The 16,720-nt window shown below is 46.0% G+C and carries 13 protein-coding genes and 2 pseudogenes; 2 read left to right on the top strand and 13 right to left on the bottom strand.

Annotated features, from left to right (window positions below; translation table 11 throughout):
* Positions 1–390 precede the first annotated feature (390 nt).
* The 8 genes and pseudogenes from HMPREF0240_RS20410 to HMPREF0240_RS20385 all read right to left on the bottom strand — a co-directional run bounded on the left by HMPREF0240_RS20410 (position 391) and on the right by HMPREF0240_RS20385 (position 9,478).
* A complete protein-coding gene (locus HMPREF0240_RS20410) occupies positions 391–1,062 on the bottom strand; it encodes a UDP-N-acetylglucosamine pyrophosphorylase (RefSeq protein ID WP_035314452.1) in 672 nt (223 codons plus the stop codon).
* A 171-nt stretch (positions 1,063–1,233) separates the two neighbouring features.
* Positions 1,234–1,734: pseudogene (locus tag HMPREF0240_RS25125) on the bottom strand (NAD(P)-dependent oxidoreductase); the annotation flags it as partial.
* A gap of 512 nt (positions 1,735–2,246) precedes the next feature.
* The gene (locus HMPREF0240_RS20405) at positions 2,247–4,313 is read right to left on the bottom strand and encodes a DNA topoisomerase (RefSeq protein ID WP_035314400.1); all 2,067 of its coding nucleotides are present in this window, start codon (positions 4,311–4,313) and stop codon (positions 2,247–2,249) included.
* A 98-nt stretch (positions 4,314–4,411) separates the two neighbouring features.
* Entirely contained in the window at positions 4,412–5,458 is a 1,047-nt protein-coding gene (locus tag HMPREF0240_RS20400) for an aldose epimerase family protein (RefSeq protein ID WP_009005300.1), read from the bottom strand.
* An 18-nt stretch (positions 5,459–5,476) separates the two neighbouring features.
* Positions 5,477–7,579: a polyphosphate kinase 1 gene (gene ppk1 / locus HMPREF0240_RS20395; protein WP_009005299.1), complete on the bottom strand. Its 2,103-nt coding sequence runs from the start codon at positions 7,577–7,579 to the stop codon at positions 5,477–5,479.
* Between the two features lie 270 nt (positions 7,580–7,849).
* Positions 7,850–7,927: pseudogene (locus HMPREF0240_RS25120) on the bottom strand (phosphohydrolase); the annotation flags it as partial.
* A gap of 46 nt (positions 7,928–7,973) precedes the next feature.
* On the bottom strand, positions 7,974–8,378 hold the full coding sequence (locus tag HMPREF0240_RS20390; protein ID WP_009005298.1) for a secondary thiamine-phosphate synthase enzyme YjbQ: 405 nt from the start codon (positions 8,376–8,378) through the stop codon (positions 7,974–7,976).
* Between the two features lie 242 nt (positions 8,379–8,620).
* Positions 8,621–9,478: a patatin family protein gene (locus HMPREF0240_RS20385; protein ID WP_009005297.1), complete on the bottom strand. Its 858-nt coding sequence runs from the start codon at positions 9,476–9,478 to the stop codon at positions 8,621–8,623.
* Positions 9,479–9,796: 318 nt separating this feature from the next.
* On the opposite strand from HMPREF0240_RS20385, the gene HMPREF0240_RS20380 reads away from it, so the two are divergent.
* Complete coding sequence (locus HMPREF0240_RS20380; RefSeq protein ID WP_009005296.1) at positions 9,797–11,431, top strand: ATP-binding cassette domain-containing protein; 1,635 nt, start codon at positions 9,797–9,799, stop codon at positions 11,429–11,431.
* A 194-nt stretch (positions 11,432–11,625) separates the two neighbouring features.
* On the opposite strand, the gene HMPREF0240_RS20375 is transcribed toward HMPREF0240_RS20380, so the two are convergent.
* A complete protein-coding gene (locus tag HMPREF0240_RS20375) occupies positions 11,626–13,602 on the bottom strand; it encodes an FAD-dependent oxidoreductase (protein WP_009005295.1) in 1,977 nt (658 codons plus the stop codon).
* A gap of 344 nt (positions 13,603–13,946) precedes the next feature.
* On the opposite strand from HMPREF0240_RS20375, the gene HMPREF0240_RS20370 reads away from it, so the two are divergent.
* Positions 13,947–14,507 carry a TetR/AcrR family transcriptional regulator gene (locus HMPREF0240_RS20370; protein WP_242833368.1) on the top strand — a complete coding sequence of 187 codons (561 nt, stop codon included), beginning with the start codon at positions 13,947–13,949 and terminating at the stop codon, positions 14,505–14,507.
* Positions 14,508–14,547: 40 nt separating this feature from the next.
* Here the strand turns inward: HMPREF0240_RS20370 and HMPREF0240_RS20365 are convergent, their stop codons facing one another.
* From HMPREF0240_RS20365 to HMPREF0240_RS20350, 4 genes are all read right to left on the bottom strand, one after another.
* Positions 14,548–14,925 carry an HsmA family protein gene (locus HMPREF0240_RS20365; protein ID WP_009005293.1) on the bottom strand — a complete coding sequence of 126 codons (378 nt, stop codon included), beginning with the start codon at positions 14,923–14,925 and terminating at the stop codon, positions 14,548–14,550.
* Between the two features lie 32 nt (positions 14,926–14,957).
* Entirely contained in the window at positions 14,958–15,377 is a 420-nt protein-coding gene (locus HMPREF0240_RS20360) for a hypothetical protein (RefSeq protein ID WP_035314398.1), read from the bottom strand.
* Between the two features lie 134 nt (positions 15,378–15,511).
* Entirely contained in the window at positions 15,512–16,090 is a 579-nt protein-coding gene (locus tag HMPREF0240_RS20355) for a TetR/AcrR family transcriptional regulator (protein WP_009005291.1), read from the bottom strand.
* A gap of 163 nt (positions 16,091–16,253) precedes the next feature.
* Positions 16,254–16,487 (bottom strand): hypothetical protein, encoded by a 234-nt coding sequence (locus HMPREF0240_RS20350; protein WP_009005290.1) that lies wholly within the window; start codon positions 16,485–16,487, stop codon positions 16,254–16,256.
* Positions 16,488–16,720: the final 233 nt, after the last annotated feature.

Here is a 16,720-nt window from a genome sequence, read left to right as displayed (position 1 = left end):
GACAGGTGTTTTTCACAGTCCGTCCCGGCTCACGGTAAGCTAGGTTCATCCGCCGATAGGAAAGAACTCTTTCCCCGGTTGGATCCCAGACGGGGACAGCGGATGGAATAGAATTGGTGTGACTTTTATTTCTCCAGTATGTTTTGGAGGCTTTTATACTTTATGAGCTTGGATTTACTTTTAAGCGCTATTCAAGTCTATTAAAAAGCCCGCTGGGGATATAAAAGTTACGCCAGTTCTATTCCATTCGTTGCCCCGGTCTGGGATCCCACCCGAGGAACGAGCCCTTTCCTACCGTCCGGAAGAGCCAGCTTTATGACAGCCCCAGTACCTCCCCGGCATCCCTGTCATTAAGCGTCCCCGTCCGCCAACGAGTCTAAAGCTCGCTGCCTAAATCCCGATTTTTTCTACGACTTCCCCCTGTTTTTTATAGATACTCCCCCCCGGCACATATCCTCTGACAGATGAAAGCGGATAGATATTGCTATGGCTTCCCACCACAGTTCCCGGATTCAGCACACTGCCGCATCCTACTTCAACTTCATCGCCCAGCATGGCGCCGAATTTCTTCATTCCCGTCTCAATATTTCCTTCCGGCGTTTTCACCAAAACCAGCTTTTTGTCTGACTTGACATTGGAAGTAATAGACCCCGCTCCCATATGTGATTTATACCCAAGGATAGAATCGCCCACATAGTTGTAGTGAGGTACCTGTACTTTGTTAAACAAAATCACATTCTTTAATTCCGTGGAATTACCGACTACCGCGCCTTCCCCCACGATGGCATTTCCTCTGATAAACGCGCAGTGTCTGACCTCTGCTTCTTTTCCGATGATAGCCGGCCCGTTAATATATGCGGTAGGAGCTACCTTTGCAGATCTGGCGATCCAGATATTCTCACCGCGCTTCTCGTATTCTTTTTCGTCTAAAGTCTTTCCCAGTTCCAGAATGAAGCTGCTGATCTTCGGCAGGACTTCCCACGGATATGTCACGCCGTCAAATATATCGGCAGCAATTGTCTCCTCCAGTGTATAAAGTTCTTTTACGGTTAATTCTGTCATTCTTTCTTCCTCCTGTTTGTCTGCCGGCTCATAGAATTTCCGATAGCCGGTCTGAAAGTCAACTTCATTTTTTATAGTGCCGTTTGTCAAGATTGCTTGTAAATTATATGCCGCAATTTCCACAATTGATTCCAGTATCTGCTGCATATGGTACTTGCCGGCCACATGAGGGGTGATCAGCAGGTTCGGTGCATCCCACAGCGGAGAATCTGGCCCCAGCGGCTCCTGCTCCGTCACATCAATGGCCGCCCCTCCCAGTTTTCCACTGTGCAGGGCATCGCACAGATCCTGGGATGGGATCAGGCTTCCCCTGCCCACGTTGAGCAGGATCGCGCCGTCTTTCATCTTTTCCAGGCGCTCCCTGCAGAACAGTTTCTCCGTCTTAGGAGTACCAGGAAGCGTGCAGGCTACAATATCCGCCCGCTCAAGCAGGGTATCCAGTGCATCCAGCTGATGCAGCTCCTCCAGATAATCCGGTTTTTTGGCCTTATTTCTGCGGATTCCTATGACGTGGCTGCCCAGAGCATGCATCTTCTGTGCAAACTGGCCGCCAATATCACCAAGGCCTACGACCAGGGTTACAGAATCCGCAATGGAATTCACCTTTCCTGCATCCTGCCAGGCATGTGCCCGCATGTTCCTTTCATACAGATGCAGCTTTTTAACCAGCATCAGCACGGCTCCAAGCATATATTCCGAAATTGCCAGCCCATAGGCACCTGTGGCATTCGCCAGTTTTGCCCCGGGCGGCATAATCCCCGGCACAATATAAGGAGATGCCCCCGCGCTGTCCAGCTGCATTAACTTCAGATCTGCAGCATTTCTGAGAAACTCTGGTTCCACGTTTCCCAGTATAATATCTGCTTTCTCTGCCATATCCTGTTTTACATCTTTCTGTGCCTTGTATACAAAGTGTGAACCGCCGCTGCCCAGCACCCGGGCGGCAGCGTCTTCCAGATATTTTTTATGCTGCGGCTCAACCGGAATTGTGACCAATATCTCCTCCATGCGCTTCCTCCTCACTGCAAAAATATGGTTGATCGTTCAAGTTCGCTCTTCATCTGAACATTTCTTTCGAGTATACATTTTTTCAAATTGATCGGTAATGGTTCCTGTTAAGCAAAACGCTCGGACAGGGGAATGACTTGTCCGTCATAATCTGACTCAGCACTGACAGCACAGGATTACTTTTTGTTCTTGGTTTCCTTATAGAATCCGGCCGCACGGTCGTAGCAGCTGCGCAGCTGATACTGGTTGTTCAGCCCTTTCACTCCATTGGTCCTGCTAACGATAAAATGATCCAGCTTCTTCATGTACTCATCCGGCGTAATATCGCCATCAGCCACATAAGTCAGCCCCTTTTCCCAGCTGGCGGTCAGTTCGGGATTCAGCAGCGACTTAATGGAATTCTCGACTACGTCGAAAACCATCTCTCCCTGAAGCGTAGGGGTAATAATCTGGGTCTTTTTATTTAGTCCCAAATACTCAATGTGTATCAGTTTTTTCAGGATTTCTGCCCGTGTTGCACTGGTTCCGATACCGCTTCCTTTGATCTGTGCACGGAGTTCCTCATCTTCGATGAGCTGGCCGGCATTTTCCATCGCCAGAATGATGGAACCGGAATTGAACCGTTTCGGCGGAGATGTCTCTCCTTCTTTGATATCCAGTGCCTTCACCAGGAGAACAGCGCCCTTCTTCAGCCCCTGTATCACCTGGAAGAAACTGGTGTCCAGATCCTGGTCTCCACTGTTTTCACCGCTGTCGCTGCCTTCACCGGTTTCTCCGGCGTCTGCGTTGTTATCTTTTCCCTGGACGGAAGTGTTCTTCTTTGTCTGCGGCACCCCCGTCACCTTCAGGTAGCCTTCCTCAGCCAGCACCTTAAAGCTGGAGAAAAAGCTTTCTTCTTTTATCTTCGTTGTGATTGCCACTTTCTGATACACTGCCGGCGGATAAAAGATACTTAAAAATCTTCTCACGATGCATTCATACACCCTTGAGGCCGTCGGGGAAACGGAATTAAGCGCCCCCAGCCCCTGGCCGGTCGGTATAATCGCGTAATGGTCCGTGATCTGTTTATCGTTTACATACCTTGTCTTTGCCAGGCCCTTGTGGCTGCCAAAGCCAAGGATATCCTGAAGATAAGGCGCAGCTGCCGGGTACTTGGAAAGTCCGTTCAGATTCCTGCTGATTTCCTTTGCCACGGCTGTGGACAATACCCTGGCATCTGTTCTGGGATATGTGACCAGCTTCTTCTCGTACAGCTCCTGCACGATCCGGAGCGTCTCGTCAGGGCTGATCTTGAATCTTCTGGAACAGTCATTCTGGAGCTCGGCCAGATTGTAGAGCAGCGGTGGATTCTTTTTTTCTTTTTTCTTTTCTATCGCTGAAATCTGGCATGTCACAGGTTCAGGTTCCTTCAGATAATCCACCAGCTCCTCTGCCTTTTCCCTCTTTTTAAAACCATTCTCTTTGTACAAGTCAAACGATTCAAAATAGCGGGAGCCTTTGACGGCCCGCCACTCGCCTTCGAAGTTCTGACCCTCGGCCTCAATTGTGCTCAGGACACGGTAGAAAGGTGTCTTAACAAAATCCCGGATTTCCCGTTCTCTGCGGACGATCATCCCCAGTACACAGGTCATAACGCGCCCCACCGATATTACGGCATATTTTGTATGGAGATAATTGGATATGCTGTTTCCATATTTCAGAGTCAGAAGGCGGGAAAAATTGATTCCCATCAGATAATCTTCCTTGGCCCTTAAATAAGCAGAGGCGCTGAGATTATCATATTCCGATAAATCTTTCGCCTCTCTGATCCCCCGTAAAATCTCTTCTTCCGTCTGGGAATCGATCCATACTCTCCGTCTCTTCTTCCCCTCAACATGCGCTTCCTGTTCGACCAGCCGGTATATATATTCCCCTTCCCGCCCGGAGTCAGTACACACATAAATAGTGTCTACATCTTCTCTTGTAAGCAGTCCGCTCACAATCTGAAACTGCTTGGCCACGGAAGGAATGACTTCATACTTAAAATTTTCCGGAATAAAGGGAATCGTATTCAGGCTCCAGCGCTTCAGCGCGGGGTCATATTCCTCCGGATAGCTCATCGTGACCAGATGTCCGACACACCAGGTTACGATCGCCTCATCCGATTCCAGATAACCGTCTTTTCGTCTTGTATTCAATTTTAATGCCTTTGCGAATTCCTGGGCCACACTTGGCTTCTCCGCTATGTATACTGATTTCCCCATAAATACTTATACTGCCTGCTTTTCTTTTTATTCTCCCAAAAACGGCACAGCAAAATCAGAATTTCATGACTCTGCTGCCGCCTGTGGAGTGATATACTTTACCTTACTGTAAAATGGTATGCTGTAACTGTGGAGTATGTCTCTCCCGTCCTGCATACCGGGCTTTCAAAGTTATCGTGATGTACAGCATCCGGAAAATACTGGGTCTCGAAGCAGACTGCTGCCCTTTTTTCATACACTGCCTGATTCTTTCCCGGTTCCCGGTCCAGAAAGTTTCCTGTATATACCTGCACACCGGGCAGGTCTGTCCAGACTTCCATTACAATGCCGCTCTCATCACCGGCCGCCTCAGCTACTTTAGCAAATTTTCCATTATTTTTCAATACCCAGTTGTGGTCATACCCCTGTCCCAACTGTGTAGCTTCATAATCTGAATCGATCTCAGCGCCGATTGTTTTTGGCTCTCTGAAATCCATAGGAGTCCCGGTCACATCCGTTAATTCTCCTGTAGGAATAGACTCTGCATCCGCTCTTGTGAAATAATCTGCATCCAGTATTATCCGATGCTTTAATATACTGCCGCTGTCATGGCCGTTCAGATTGAAATAACTGTGGTTGGTCATATTAATGACCGTATCCTGGTCCGGAACTGCATGGTACTTCATGCGCAAAGTGTTGTCTTCTGTCAGTTCATACGCCACTCTCATATCAAGCGCTCCCGGATATCCCTGGTCGCCGTCCGGACTGTGGAGAATAAAGGTAATACTGTCTTCTGTTTTTTCATCCACATTCCAGAAACGTTTATTATAGTAATCCGTACCGCTGTGCAGATTATTGCCATTGTCGTTCTTCTCAAGCATATAGGTGATTCCATTCAGTTCAATAGATGCTCCGCCGATTCTGTTTGCATTTCTGCCGACCGGTGCGCCAAAAGATGCTCCTCCTGCCTCGTAACCGGCAGCATCATCATATCCCAGCACCACATCCACCGGACTGCCATTCTGGTCCGGCACCATCAGCTCCACAAGCGCTGCGCCGTAATCTGTCACGGACACAACCATACCCCTGTCGTTTTTCATGGTGTACAAAACCGCCATCCTGCCGTCCTCTGTTGTTCCAAATTCCTTTTCTGTTAATGTTCCCATCTCTTGTTTCCTCCGTTCTCAGCGAAATAAACTTCTCAGCCGTCTCAGGAATGACGGCTTTTCTGCCGGTTTTTCCTGACGCTTTGCAAGCAGTGCCTCTTTCATAAATACTTCCTGGGCGCTCATTCTTTTTTCCGTCTGCTCTTTCTTTTTATATGTGCCGTCACTTTGCATCACCCTTGCTTTTACATTGTCAGCCAGCATGATATTAAGCCCGCGAACCAGGCGTCTCCTGATGGCCTCGTCATAAATAGGGCAGGCAACCTCCACACGCTTTTCCGTATTGCGGGTCATCATATCCGCAGAACCGATATATACCTTCTGATCTGAACCGCTGCCAAACACAAATACGCGGGGATGTTCCAGATATCTTCCGACGATGCTCGTCACAGTCAGATTCTCCGTCTCCCCCGGAATCCCCGGAAGGATACAGCAGATCCCCCGTACGAGCAGGTCGACTTTAACCCCGGCCCTGGAGGCTTCCGCCACCTTGTTTATAAAATCCATATCCGTAACAGAATTCATTTTCATAATGATTCTGCCATCGGCTCCTTTTTTAATCTCCTCGTCCATCAGCATCAGCACCTTCGGCTTTAAGCTGGTAGGGGATACGATCAGATGCTGGTAAGCGCCATCCAGATTACCAATGGACATGTTTTTGAAGAATACCACCGCGTCCTCCCCGATCGCCTGGCTGGCGGTCATCAGAGTGAAATCAGTATACATCTTTGCTGTCTTCTCATTGTAATTTCCGGTTCCGATCTGGGTAATATATTTGATCTCATTCTTATTCCTGTATGTAATCAGGCAAATCTTAGAATGAACCTTATATCCCTCAAAACCGTAGATTACACGGCATCCGGCTTCCTCCATACGCTCGGACCAGTCAATGTTATTCTGCTCATCAAATCTCGCCCTGAGCTCAATCAGGGCGGTTACCTCTTTTCCGTTCTCGGCTGCAGCACACAGATATTCTACAAGGCGGGTTTTTTTAGCCAGGCGGTAGATCGTGATCTTAATCGTCATAACATTCGGATCCACCGACGCTTCTTTGATCATCTGAAGAAACGGCTCCATAGATTCATACGGGAAGGAAAGCAGAATATCCTTCTTCTTCACCTGTGCCAGCACACTGCCCTCCCCTACAGACGGGGACGGCTGCGGTGAAAACGGCTCATCAATCAGTGAGCGTTTCATAGAAACAGGAACTTTTTCCGCAATTGCGAACATATAGTCCAGTTTCATCGGCATCTTTGTACGGAATATGCAGGCTGGTTCTATATTAAACTTATCGCAGAAATACTTCTCCATCTCTTTGGTCAGAGGGTTGGCCGCTTCCAAACGCACAACCGCCATACGCTTTCTCTTGTGCAGAGTTTCCTTCATAATAAACCGAAAATCTTCATTATCTGCAAAGGCCTCATCATCCGGGGAAATGTCTGCATTGCGCGTTACGCAGAGATAGTTCCTCTCCAATACCTGATACTGTTCAAATACGATTTCCAGATATTCCATGATTACCTTCTCCATCCGGATATATCTGATATCATGCCCGGGGAGATAAAGGATATCGGATATGAACTGCGGCACGGGCACAATCCCCATCATGTTTTTATTCTCAAACTTCAGGTCTGCCACCACATAAATTTCCTTGTTCAGCAAATGAGGAAACGGATGGTTTGCATCCACAATCTGGGGGGAAAGAACGGGAAGCACCTGTTCTTTAAAATATTTTTTCACGTACTTTTTTTCCTGCGGATCCAGTTCTTTAAAGTCCAGTCCGCACACCCCATACGGGTGAAGCTGTTTTTTTATGTCCGCATAGGTCTTATCCCGCTCCTTATACAGAGGGGCCACTGCCTCATAAATCGCATCCAGCTGTTCCTGCGGCGTCAGGCCGGATTTGCTGTCCACAGTTTTATTATCAACAGAAGCCAAATCATAAAGGCTTCCGACACGAATCATAAAAAATTCATCCAGATTGCTCGTAAATATTGCGACAAACTTCATGCGCTCCAGAAGCGGCACGCTCTCGTCCCGTGCCTCCTCCAGTACCCTCTGATTAAAACGCAGCCAGGACAGCTCTCTGTTTTGTGTATAGTCTAATGTCTTTCTGATCATACTCTTTTCCTCATCTTTCTCAGTAATATACCTTATTCCGCAGTTTACTGCGGAGCCGCCCCCAGGGCATGTATTACGGGGTGCCCTTGGGTATACTTAATGGCACAGGACAGCTGCACCTTGGGATTGTGCAGTCTGCCGGATTCCGATACGGAATCTGCTTTCAGATAAAGTACCTGAAATCCCATGATTACTTTAGCATGTCATGAGGCTCCCTTCTATCCTGTTTTTATAAATAAATGTTAAATCCCTATTAAGACCGCATGCCTGCCGCCAGGAATGTTCTGCGACATTCTCCAGCCTCCCGCCGGAGGTTCTGGAGTGCCTTGTATTGCACTTCTGTTTTTCAACTGCATCCTAAAATGCCAGTAAGTTGTCTGTCTTCAACTGCCCGTCAGCCCTCTATAATCTTCACAAAAAACGTACGGTTTCTCGGGCCGTCATATTCACAAAAATACAGATCCTGCCAGATTCCAAGCAGTATCTCCCCGTCATTCAATATCAATGTCTGGGAAGCCCCTGTCACAGTGGTCTTCATGTGTGCGTGAGAATTGCCTTCCGCATGGCGGTAAAAGGGCGCCTCCAGAGGAAAGGCTTCCTCAAACCCGGCAAGCATGTCATGCACTACATCCGGATCAGCATTTTCATTGATTGTAAATCCGGCTGTCGTGTGGGGCGAATATATAACTATAATTCCGTCCCTGACTCCGCTCTTAACCACATCTTCCCTCACCATATTGGTCACCTTTGTCATCTGCTGTACATTCTTTGTAGAAATGTGATGTTCAAACAAATTCATATCCTGGCCTCCTTTATGAAATTCACTTCATACCCGGGGCATCTATTAAATCATACCTTATTCTGCAGCTGTGCTGCAGACCCGCCCGTATGGGCATGAGTTACGGGGTGCCCTTTGGGTATACCTTATTCTGCAGCTGTGCTGCAGATCCGCCCGAAGGGCATGAATTACGGTGTGCCCTTTGGGTATACCCTGCGGGCAGGTGTGCAGCATAGCTGCAGAAATATATGATCCTGTTGCATCTATCTTGTAAGATAATCCATCAGCCTGTCGTATTCCTTTTCCATCAGCTCATATCCATGATCATAAAACGCTGTCAGAGTCTCCTTGTTCCGCTCCATTCTGGCCACAGGCTTTACAAGCGGGCGCAGCACAAAGATCCTGCCCTGGCGTTCCAGTGTCTCCAGATGGTTCATGGTACGATTATAATAAAAACTTCTGGTCAGTACCGCCTTGACCAGATTCGGATAGGATCTGTAGGCCCTGCGGTAGACCTCCACCATGCCGGGAGATAATTTCTTTTTTCTGTATCCCGCATTCCTTGTCAGAATTACCACCACCTTGTCATTGCCCAGCTCCATCGCATGTTTCAACGGCACGCTGTCTGCAAGGCCTCCGTCCAGATAAGGGACCTCTTCTATATTGACAATCGGCGTCACAAGAGGCATACTTGAAGATGCACGGCATATCTTCATAAGCCTCTCTTTTTCACTCTTCTCCTTAAAATATTCTGCTTTTCCGGTCAGGCAGTTGGTTGCCACAAGCTCGCATTCTATCTCCGACTGAAAAAAAGTCTCATAATCAAAAGGATAGATCTGATTCGGGAAAATGTCGAATATCAAATCCATATTCATCAGGCTCCGCTCTTTTACAAACCTCCGGAAACCATAATAATAACTGCCGCTTTTATCTGTAGGTATCATGCAGTCCCTTGTCCTGCCCGGCTGTCTGGAAACATAGTCCACTGCATTGCACGCCCCGGCCGAAACTCCGATGACATGTGACATATACAGTTCCCGTTCCATCAGATAATCCAGAACCCCTGATGAAAATACACCACGTGTTGCTCCGCCTTCCAAAACTAATGTTGCTTTCTGCATAAATTCTCCTCGCTTTCTTTACTCATTATATAACGATTTCGTCTATTCGAAAACTACAAACTTTTAATTTTCGTGAAAACCAACGGAAACCTTGCCATTTCCATCCATCTCATGTTAAGATAAGCGGTGGGATTACAGTAACATGAAGTAACTGTTCAGTACAGGACTGTGCATTTACTGCACAGTCCGTACGAAAACCTTGAACAGCCAAAAGCAAGCCCCATCGCCGCAGACGATTTTCATGGGCTTGCGGCGTATCTGTTCATGGTTCAGAACAGATACAACATGAATATACATGAATATAAAGGAGATTATGCTATGATCAGTGCAAATAATGTAACCTTGCGCGTTGGAAAAAAAGCGCTGTTTGAAGATGTTAATATCAAATTTACAGAGGGAAACTGCTACGGTCTCATCGGAGCCAACGGTGCAGGAAAATCTACTTTTCTGAAGATTTTATCCGGCCAGCTGGAGCCTTCGAAAGGCGAAGTTAATATCACACCGGGTGAACGTCTTTCCTTCCTGCAGCAGGATCATTTCAAATATGATGAATTTGTCGTGCTTGACACCGTAATAATGGGAAATGCGCGTCTGTATGAAATTATGAAAGAAAAAGAAATTATTTATGCAAAAGAAGATTTTACAGATGAAGACGGAATCCGTGCCAGTGAACTGGAGGGTGAATTTGCCACTATGAACGGATGGGAGGCGGAATCTGATGCCGCAACCCTTCTAAACGGCCTTGGCATCGACACCGGGCTTCACTATAAATGTCTGAAAGATCTGACAGGTGCAGAAAAGGTAAAGGTTCTTCTTGCCCAGGCTCTATTCGGCAACCCGGATATCCTGCTTCTGGATGAGCCTACCAACCATTTGGATCTGGATGCAATCGCATGGCTGGAAGAATTTTTGATCAACTTTGACAACACAGTCATCGTTGTTTCTCATGACCGTTATTTCCTGAATAAGGTATGTACACAGATTGCAGATATCGACTACGGCAAGATTCAGCTCTACACCGGCAACTATGACTTCTGGTATGAATCCAGCCAGCTGCTGATCCGCCAGATGAAAGAGGCGAATAAGAAAAAGGAAGATAAGATCAAGGAACTGCAGGACTTTATTTCCCGTTTCAGCGCTAATGCTTCCAAATCCAAACAGGCAACCTCACGTAAAAGAGCTTTGGAAAAGATCGAACTGGACGAGATTAAACCATCCAGCAGAAAATATCCTTACATCGATTTCCGTCCTGACCGTGAAATCGGGAACGAAGTGCTCTCTGTAGAAGGACTTTCCAAAACCATCGATGGAGAAAAGATTCTGGACAACCTTACCTTTACACTCGGACACGATGACAAGGTAGCATTTGTAGGCAGCAATGAGCTTGCAAAAACAGTACTGTTTAAGATACTGATCGGAGAAATGGAGCCGGACGAGGGAACCTATAAATGGGGGATCACTACCTCACAGGCATATTTTCCAAAAGATTTCGGCGGGGAATTTGATAATGACTATACCATTACCGAATGGCTCACTCAGTTTTCTGAAAACAAAGATGCCACATATGTCCGCGGTTTCCTCGGCAGAATGCTCTTTGCCGGTGAGGACGGCGTGAAGCGCCTGAAGGTTCTTTCCGGGGGCGAAAAAGTGCGCTGCCTGCTGTCCAAGATGATGATATCCGGCGCCAATGTCCTGCTGCTGGATGAGCCTACCAATCATCTGGATATGGAAGCGATCACCGCACTGAATAATGGAATGATTAAATTCCCGGGAGTTCTTCTGTTTACCTCCCGTGACCACCAGATCGTAGAGACTACAGCCAACCGTATCATGGAAATCGTGCCAGGTGGAAAATTGATTGATAAGATTACGACTTATGATGAATATCTTGAAAGTGATGAAATGGCGCGGAAACGGCAGACTTATACCGTCGCTACTGAAGAGGATGATTAAAATTTTTTGAGCGGGGGATGTGAATTTTGAAGGTTCGCCGTTCTGAAACGGGGAGAGGGACGCCTCCGGGAGAACCGGAGGCGTCCCTCTCCCCATTTCAGAACGGCTGGGTGCATCAGGATTGTAATGTGCCCGCTTAGTGGAGGGAGCTTGTAATTCTTAACGATGCTCCTTTTACGCTTAATAGTTTTATTTTATAACTTGAGGGCTGTGTAATAGCCCTGGGATACGGCTGTTGCTATTGAATCCGGGGCTGCGCTGTCGCCTATGTTGTAGAGAGGTTCTATTTTTCCTTTTAGCTGCTGGTAGAGGGTGTCTGATGGTTTGTCTCCGGTGGCTGCTATTACAGTGTCTGCGGGGAGTGTATGTATATTTCCATCTTTGTCTGCGTAGATAACCGTGGTTTCTGTGATTTCTTTGCATTTGCAGGAGGTCAGGATTTGTACTCCGTAGCCTTTGAGGTGGCTCAGGAGGATGGTTCTTGCTACGTTAACCATTTTTTCGGCCGGGGTATCGAGCAGTTCGATTACTGTGACTTTTTTTCCTTTTTCTGCGAGGTATTCTGCGGTTTCGCAGCCTACGGAACCGCCTCCTATGATGACCGCCTGGTCTCCGCATTCGGCTCCTGTCAGGATGTCTTTGGACTGTACGGCTATTTCAAATCCCGGGATGGGAAGTGTAGCAGGGATGACTCCGGTTGCACAGATTACTGCGTCTGGTTTCATATCTAAGATCTGTTCTGGGGTTAACTCTGTGTTTAGATGTACTTCTACTCCGTGGATATTTAATTGATTCTCCAGGTAGGTTATGAGCGGCTTCATGTTTCCTTTGTGCGGCGGCGCCATTGCATGGAATATCTGGCCGCCGATCTTGTCTGATTTTTCGAAGAGCCGAACGTGATGACCTCTGAGTGCTGCGATTCTGGCAGCCTCTACTCCGGCAACGCCTCCACCTGCTACTACGATCTGTTTTGGGGTTTTGGCTTTCTCTATGGTGTAATCATTATCTTCATGTCCCATCACCGCATTTCCGGAACATCTGCCGCGGGCGCCTTCCTGGAGCTGGGAATCGATACAGACACCGCAGCCGATACATGGACGGATCTCGTCTTCTCTTCCCTCTACAATTAAATTGACCAGATCAGGCTGCGCCAGCACACCTTTTCCAATAAATATGTAATCACATTGTCCGGTTGCCAGAGCGTTTTCCGCAACTGCAGGATCCTGTGCGCGGCCTCCACCTATGAATTTTATTTTTGCCGGTTCTCCTGTCATTTTTTCGATGCCCATTTTCAGCGCTGCACACAGGCCGATTGCCTGGCCTTTTCCTGCTCCTGAATCCGGCACATCTTCCATAGATGCTTCTTTCTTCCAGGTCCCTGCCAGAACTTCTATGGCATCTACACCGGCATCCTGAAAACGTTTTGCATAGTACATGCCGTCCTCCATGGTGATTCCGGCATCCTCCCCCATCTCTACTGCACTTAGTTTTACAGCGACGGTAAAGTCATCTCCGCACAGTTCTTTCATCTTTTTAATAATATTCAGATGGAAACGCACCCGGTTCTCCGGGTTTCCACCGTATTCATCTGTACGTACATTTGCCGTGGAAGATAAAAACTGCTGTCCCATATAATAGCCGACGCTATGAAGCTCGATGCCGTCGAAGCCTGCCTTTTTCGCGCGCAGAGCTGCATTTGCATACTTGTTCTCTATCTCTTTGATCTCCTCGATTGTCAGTTCTCTCGGCTCTTCGTTTCCCAGGCCCATCATAAAGGAATAGGGCATTGCCACTGCACTGGGACCTACGGGCTGATGCCCTGTGATTTTTCTCCTCGATCCGCGCCCGGTATGGCTGATCTGGAGCAGACATTTGGCCCCATTGTCGTGAATGGCAGAGGCCAGCTTCGTCATTCCCGGAATGTATTTGTCATCATCGATCACCAGCATATTAGCCGTATTCAATCCCACAGGGGAATCCACACAGGTTACTTCTATCATAATCAGGCCGATTCCGCCTTTTGCACGCTGCGCATAGTGGTTTATAACAGCCTGATTGACAAATCCATGATCCGACTGATTAATTCCCATCGCACACATCACGGTTCTGTTGCGTGTTTCCAGTTTGCCAATAGTGCCTTTTGCCATTAAATTCGGATACTTGTTTCCCATAAGAATACCTCCTTGTGAATATAACTCATTTTGTGAATCTAGTTCACTTTTATGATAATTCGTATCACAGAAAAAGTCAACCAAATCTAAAACTATTTTTATAGCTATGGTTACTTACTGGTAACAGCACAGACTTGCCTGAACTATTACCACTTACATACATGCCCAAAAATTTCCGGCAAGTTTTTTGCTTTACTATTTTTTATTAAATTTCACTTTTCATTTACATCAATTTCTCTTCATGATAATATGAAATACAGAATGTAGCAGAAAATATTTTTTCAGACACACTTCAGTGTAAGAATGGAGATCCTATGGGAACACGACAGCAGGAAAAATCACTTATGACGAAAACAGAATTAAAGAATGCAGCCAGACAGCTTTTTCTGGAGAAGGGCTATGATGAAACTTCTATACAGGATATTGCTGCGCTCGCAGGGTACAGCGTAGGTTCTGTCTACCGGCAGTGGAAAAGCAAGCAGGATCTTTTTATGGACATCTGGGATGAGTATGTATCTGACTTTATCCGCACCAGTGTCATTCATTCTCCGTCTGTACCGGATAAGGAAACAATGATTGACTATCTGCTCTCCCGCTCACAGACCTATAAAGAACACGAGATGACCAGAAAGCTTCACCGCGTCAGTATCCTGGTCTCCGCCACTTACGAATACGAAGGACTGCTGGACTGGGCTGCCAAGTATACGCAGATGCTCTACCTCTTTTTAAAAGATCTTAATCCGGATAAGCCTGACCATATCCTCAAATCCGCGGCCAGTATTATGCACTGTATCCTGAATACAGATGCCATGCAGGAGACAGACGTCAAATCTCCTCACTATCAGTTTGACAAGGAGACTCTCAGGATGTCGCTTCTGGCAATTGTGGAAAAAGTGACCGGATAAAATATATCGTCCGTTCGCCAAACTTGCAGTGTCCGTTATTCTAACCCTGCATTCCAATAAACATACCAAGTACGTATGGAATTAACCAGATTGCCCAGACCACGACACTGAACTTATGAAAAACTTTTTTGGCATTCTCATTCTTTTTCACGAGAATAACCGCCGCCCAGACCGCATGAAAGGCCATCAGCAGCAGGGCAATCAGCCCCGTAACTCCATGTATGTTGAAGGAAAAGCCGGAACCGGATATTTTCCCCATAATTGTAGTACCAGTTGTATCACATATAAATCCCATCCAGAACACAATCACATGCCATTTCAGCAGTATCCCTTTTTTCTTCTCACCAAATACCCCAATTGTGTAAAATGTAAGTGCCAAAGTCATAAAAATAATTGCTGCAACCAGTAATTTAGACATACATACCTCCCAGTTCGATGTTTTTAACGGTTTTATATTAGATTCTGTTTATATTTATAATAATTGCGTCCAAAGAGCAGACCTGCCCCGAACAGTGCAGTGCCAAGTCCTGTATAAAAAACGGCAATAAACACATCCGGTGCAAGGTTAAACGTACGGATTGATATGCCGAATATCATCATAAATGCCATAATACAGAATGATTTCACATCAAAAAATTTTAAAAAGAACTGCAGTTCTTCCTCGTACTTTCGTATTCTGTCGGTATGTTTTACCGTCAGTTTATAGAAAACCATAAACCAGAATACCAGAAAAACCACAATAGAAAGGAACAGATTTAATATTGTAACATAACCTGCGTATGATTTTATCCCGATACGCAAGATATTAAATCCTGCCGCAAGCCATACAAGGCTTGCTATAATTAATAAGTTTTCTTTTTTTACTTTCATTATTAAAACCTCCCTATGTCCTCTGAACAACGTTCATTTTGAATCAAAATATTCCCTACTGCAAAATGAGGGACATATTCTTCCTGCTTCATTTCCCCATCTGCCAGCCAGCTAAATGAATCAGGTAGACTATACTATGATTTATCAAGAACGCTCCGGTAAAGACATCTTTTCACGATTTCTATCAGTCCGTCACAAGTTTGCTGCGAATCCTGCAGCGATGCAAAAAAGAGAGTAAGTATATATTCTATAAACAACTCCGGAGTTAAAACTTCATTAAATGTACCTTCTCTGATTCTGGTATCCTTATTTAACACCTCCAGAAGGCTTTCCTTTAAATGGTTAAAATATTCTTCCATCCTTCTGCGTCCTCTTACTTTATCCTCTGAAGCAAAACTTAACGCATGCATGGAAAAGAACCCGGGATATTTCCTGCCGCCCACCTTCATACTCTCATACATCCAGGACAGACAATCCACGAAATCAGCGAATTCCGGAAGACTGCCCGGCATATGAAAAATATCTATCCAGATACTTTCTATTGCGGCACATAGAAGATCTGACTTAGACGGGAAATAATTATATATAGAGCCAACGGCCACATTGCATTCCGCGGCAACAGAGCGCATATTGACGGCTGAAAGCCCTTTTTTTCTTACGATATTCTGACAAGCCGCAATAATTGCCTCTTCTGACGTAGCCGTCAAATTCATCCTAAAAACCTCCTGCCCCAAACTGAACAATGTTCATGTTGAATAATACTCCTTTCGATCCCACATGTCAAGTGGGCTTAATAATATACTCACTTACAAAAAAAAGGTATCCGCCATCCGTTTTAGGATTTTGGGATACCTGTTTTGATTTTCTTTACGCTGTTCATAACGCTTCGAGTAGAGCTTTTTTGCCTTCTTCGGGGCTTTCTATGATTCTTTTTATCCCTGTCAGGTAGTCCAGTACATCCACCCATTCATTAATTGGGTAGGCAGTACTTTTAACACTCTCTATACAACTGATTAGTTCGCTGTGAAAATCATCTTTCCGCAAATCAGAGATATATCCGGCACCTACCTGATGTGCCAAAAATTCTAACAGTCCCTCTTCTCTTGACATAATTCATTCCTCCTTACGGCACTGCGGATTAAAGCAGACTTTATTCTGCATTATTGATAAGATAAATTAAAACAGAATTTTTAAAGTTTAAATGGAAAATATAGCCATTTTCATATATAAAGTCACCTTTTACCACCAAAAAAGCTATGTAATGCACTTGCAGACCAAAGTCTACCTTTTTCTTCACAAGATGCATCCAACTATTACTATTTTATCAATAATGCAGAATAAAG

It is taken from the genome of Clostridium sp. D5, from assembly GCF_000190355.1.
In the GTDB taxonomy this organism is placed as follows: domain Bacteria; phylum Bacillota; class Clostridia; order Lachnospirales; family Lachnospiraceae; genus Faecalicatena; species Faecalicatena fissicatena_A.
The sequence above is the reverse complement of the archived record's forward strand: the minus strand, read 5'-3'. Positions and strand labels throughout refer to the sequence as shown.

What these genes read in the sequence shown, in the direction of transcription:
- HMPREF0240_RS20410 (WP_035314452.1), bottom strand. Translation starts at nt 1,062, where the DNA reads ATGACAGAATTAACCGTAAAAGAACTTTATACACTGGAGGAGACAATT.
- HMPREF0240_RS20360 (WP_035314398.1), bottom strand. Translation starts at nt 15,377, where the DNA reads ATGAAAGTAAAAAAAGAAAACTTATTAATTATAGCAAGCCTTGTATGG.
- HMPREF0240_RS20405 (WP_035314400.1), bottom strand. Translation starts at nt 4,313, where the DNA reads ATGGGGAAATCAGTATACATAGCGGAGAAGCCAAGTGTGGCCCAGGAA.
- HMPREF0240_RS20380 (WP_009005296.1), top strand. Translation starts at nt 9,797, where the DNA reads ATGATCAGTGCAAATAATGTAACCTTGCGCGTTGGAAAAAAAGCGCTG.
- HMPREF0240_RS20365 (WP_009005293.1), bottom strand. Translation starts at nt 14,925, where the DNA reads ATGTCTAAATTACTGGTTGCAGCAATTATTTTTATGACTTTGGCACTT.
- HMPREF0240_RS20350 (WP_009005290.1), bottom strand. Translation starts at nt 16,487, where the DNA reads ATGTCAAGAGAAGAGGGACTGTTAGAATTTTTGGCACATCAGGTAGGT.
- HMPREF0240_RS20370 (WP_242833368.1), top strand. Translation starts at nt 13,947, where the DNA reads ATGACGAAAACAGAATTAAAGAATGCAGCCAGACAGCTTTTTCTGGAG.
- HMPREF0240_RS20390 (WP_009005298.1), bottom strand. Translation starts at nt 8,378, where the DNA reads ATGAATTTGTTTGAACATCACATTTCTACAAAGAATGTACAGCAGATG.
- HMPREF0240_RS20355 (WP_009005291.1), bottom strand. Translation starts at nt 16,090, where the DNA reads ATGAATTTGACGGCTACGTCAGAAGAGGCAATTATTGCGGCTTGTCAG.
- HMPREF0240_RS20400 (WP_009005300.1), bottom strand. Translation starts at nt 5,458, where the DNA reads ATGGGAACATTAACAGAAAAGGAATTTGGAACAACAGAGGACGGCAGG.
- ppk1 (WP_009005299.1), bottom strand. Translation starts at nt 7,579, where the DNA reads ATGATCAGAAAGACATTAGACTATACACAAAACAGAGAGCTGTCCTGG.
- HMPREF0240_RS20385 (WP_009005297.1), bottom strand. Translation starts at nt 9,478, where the DNA reads ATGCAGAAAGCAACATTAGTTTTGGAAGGCGGAGCAACACGTGGTGTA.
- HMPREF0240_RS20375 (WP_009005295.1), bottom strand. Translation starts at nt 13,602, where the DNA reads ATGGGAAACAAGTATCCGAATTTAATGGCAAAAGGCACTATTGGCAAA.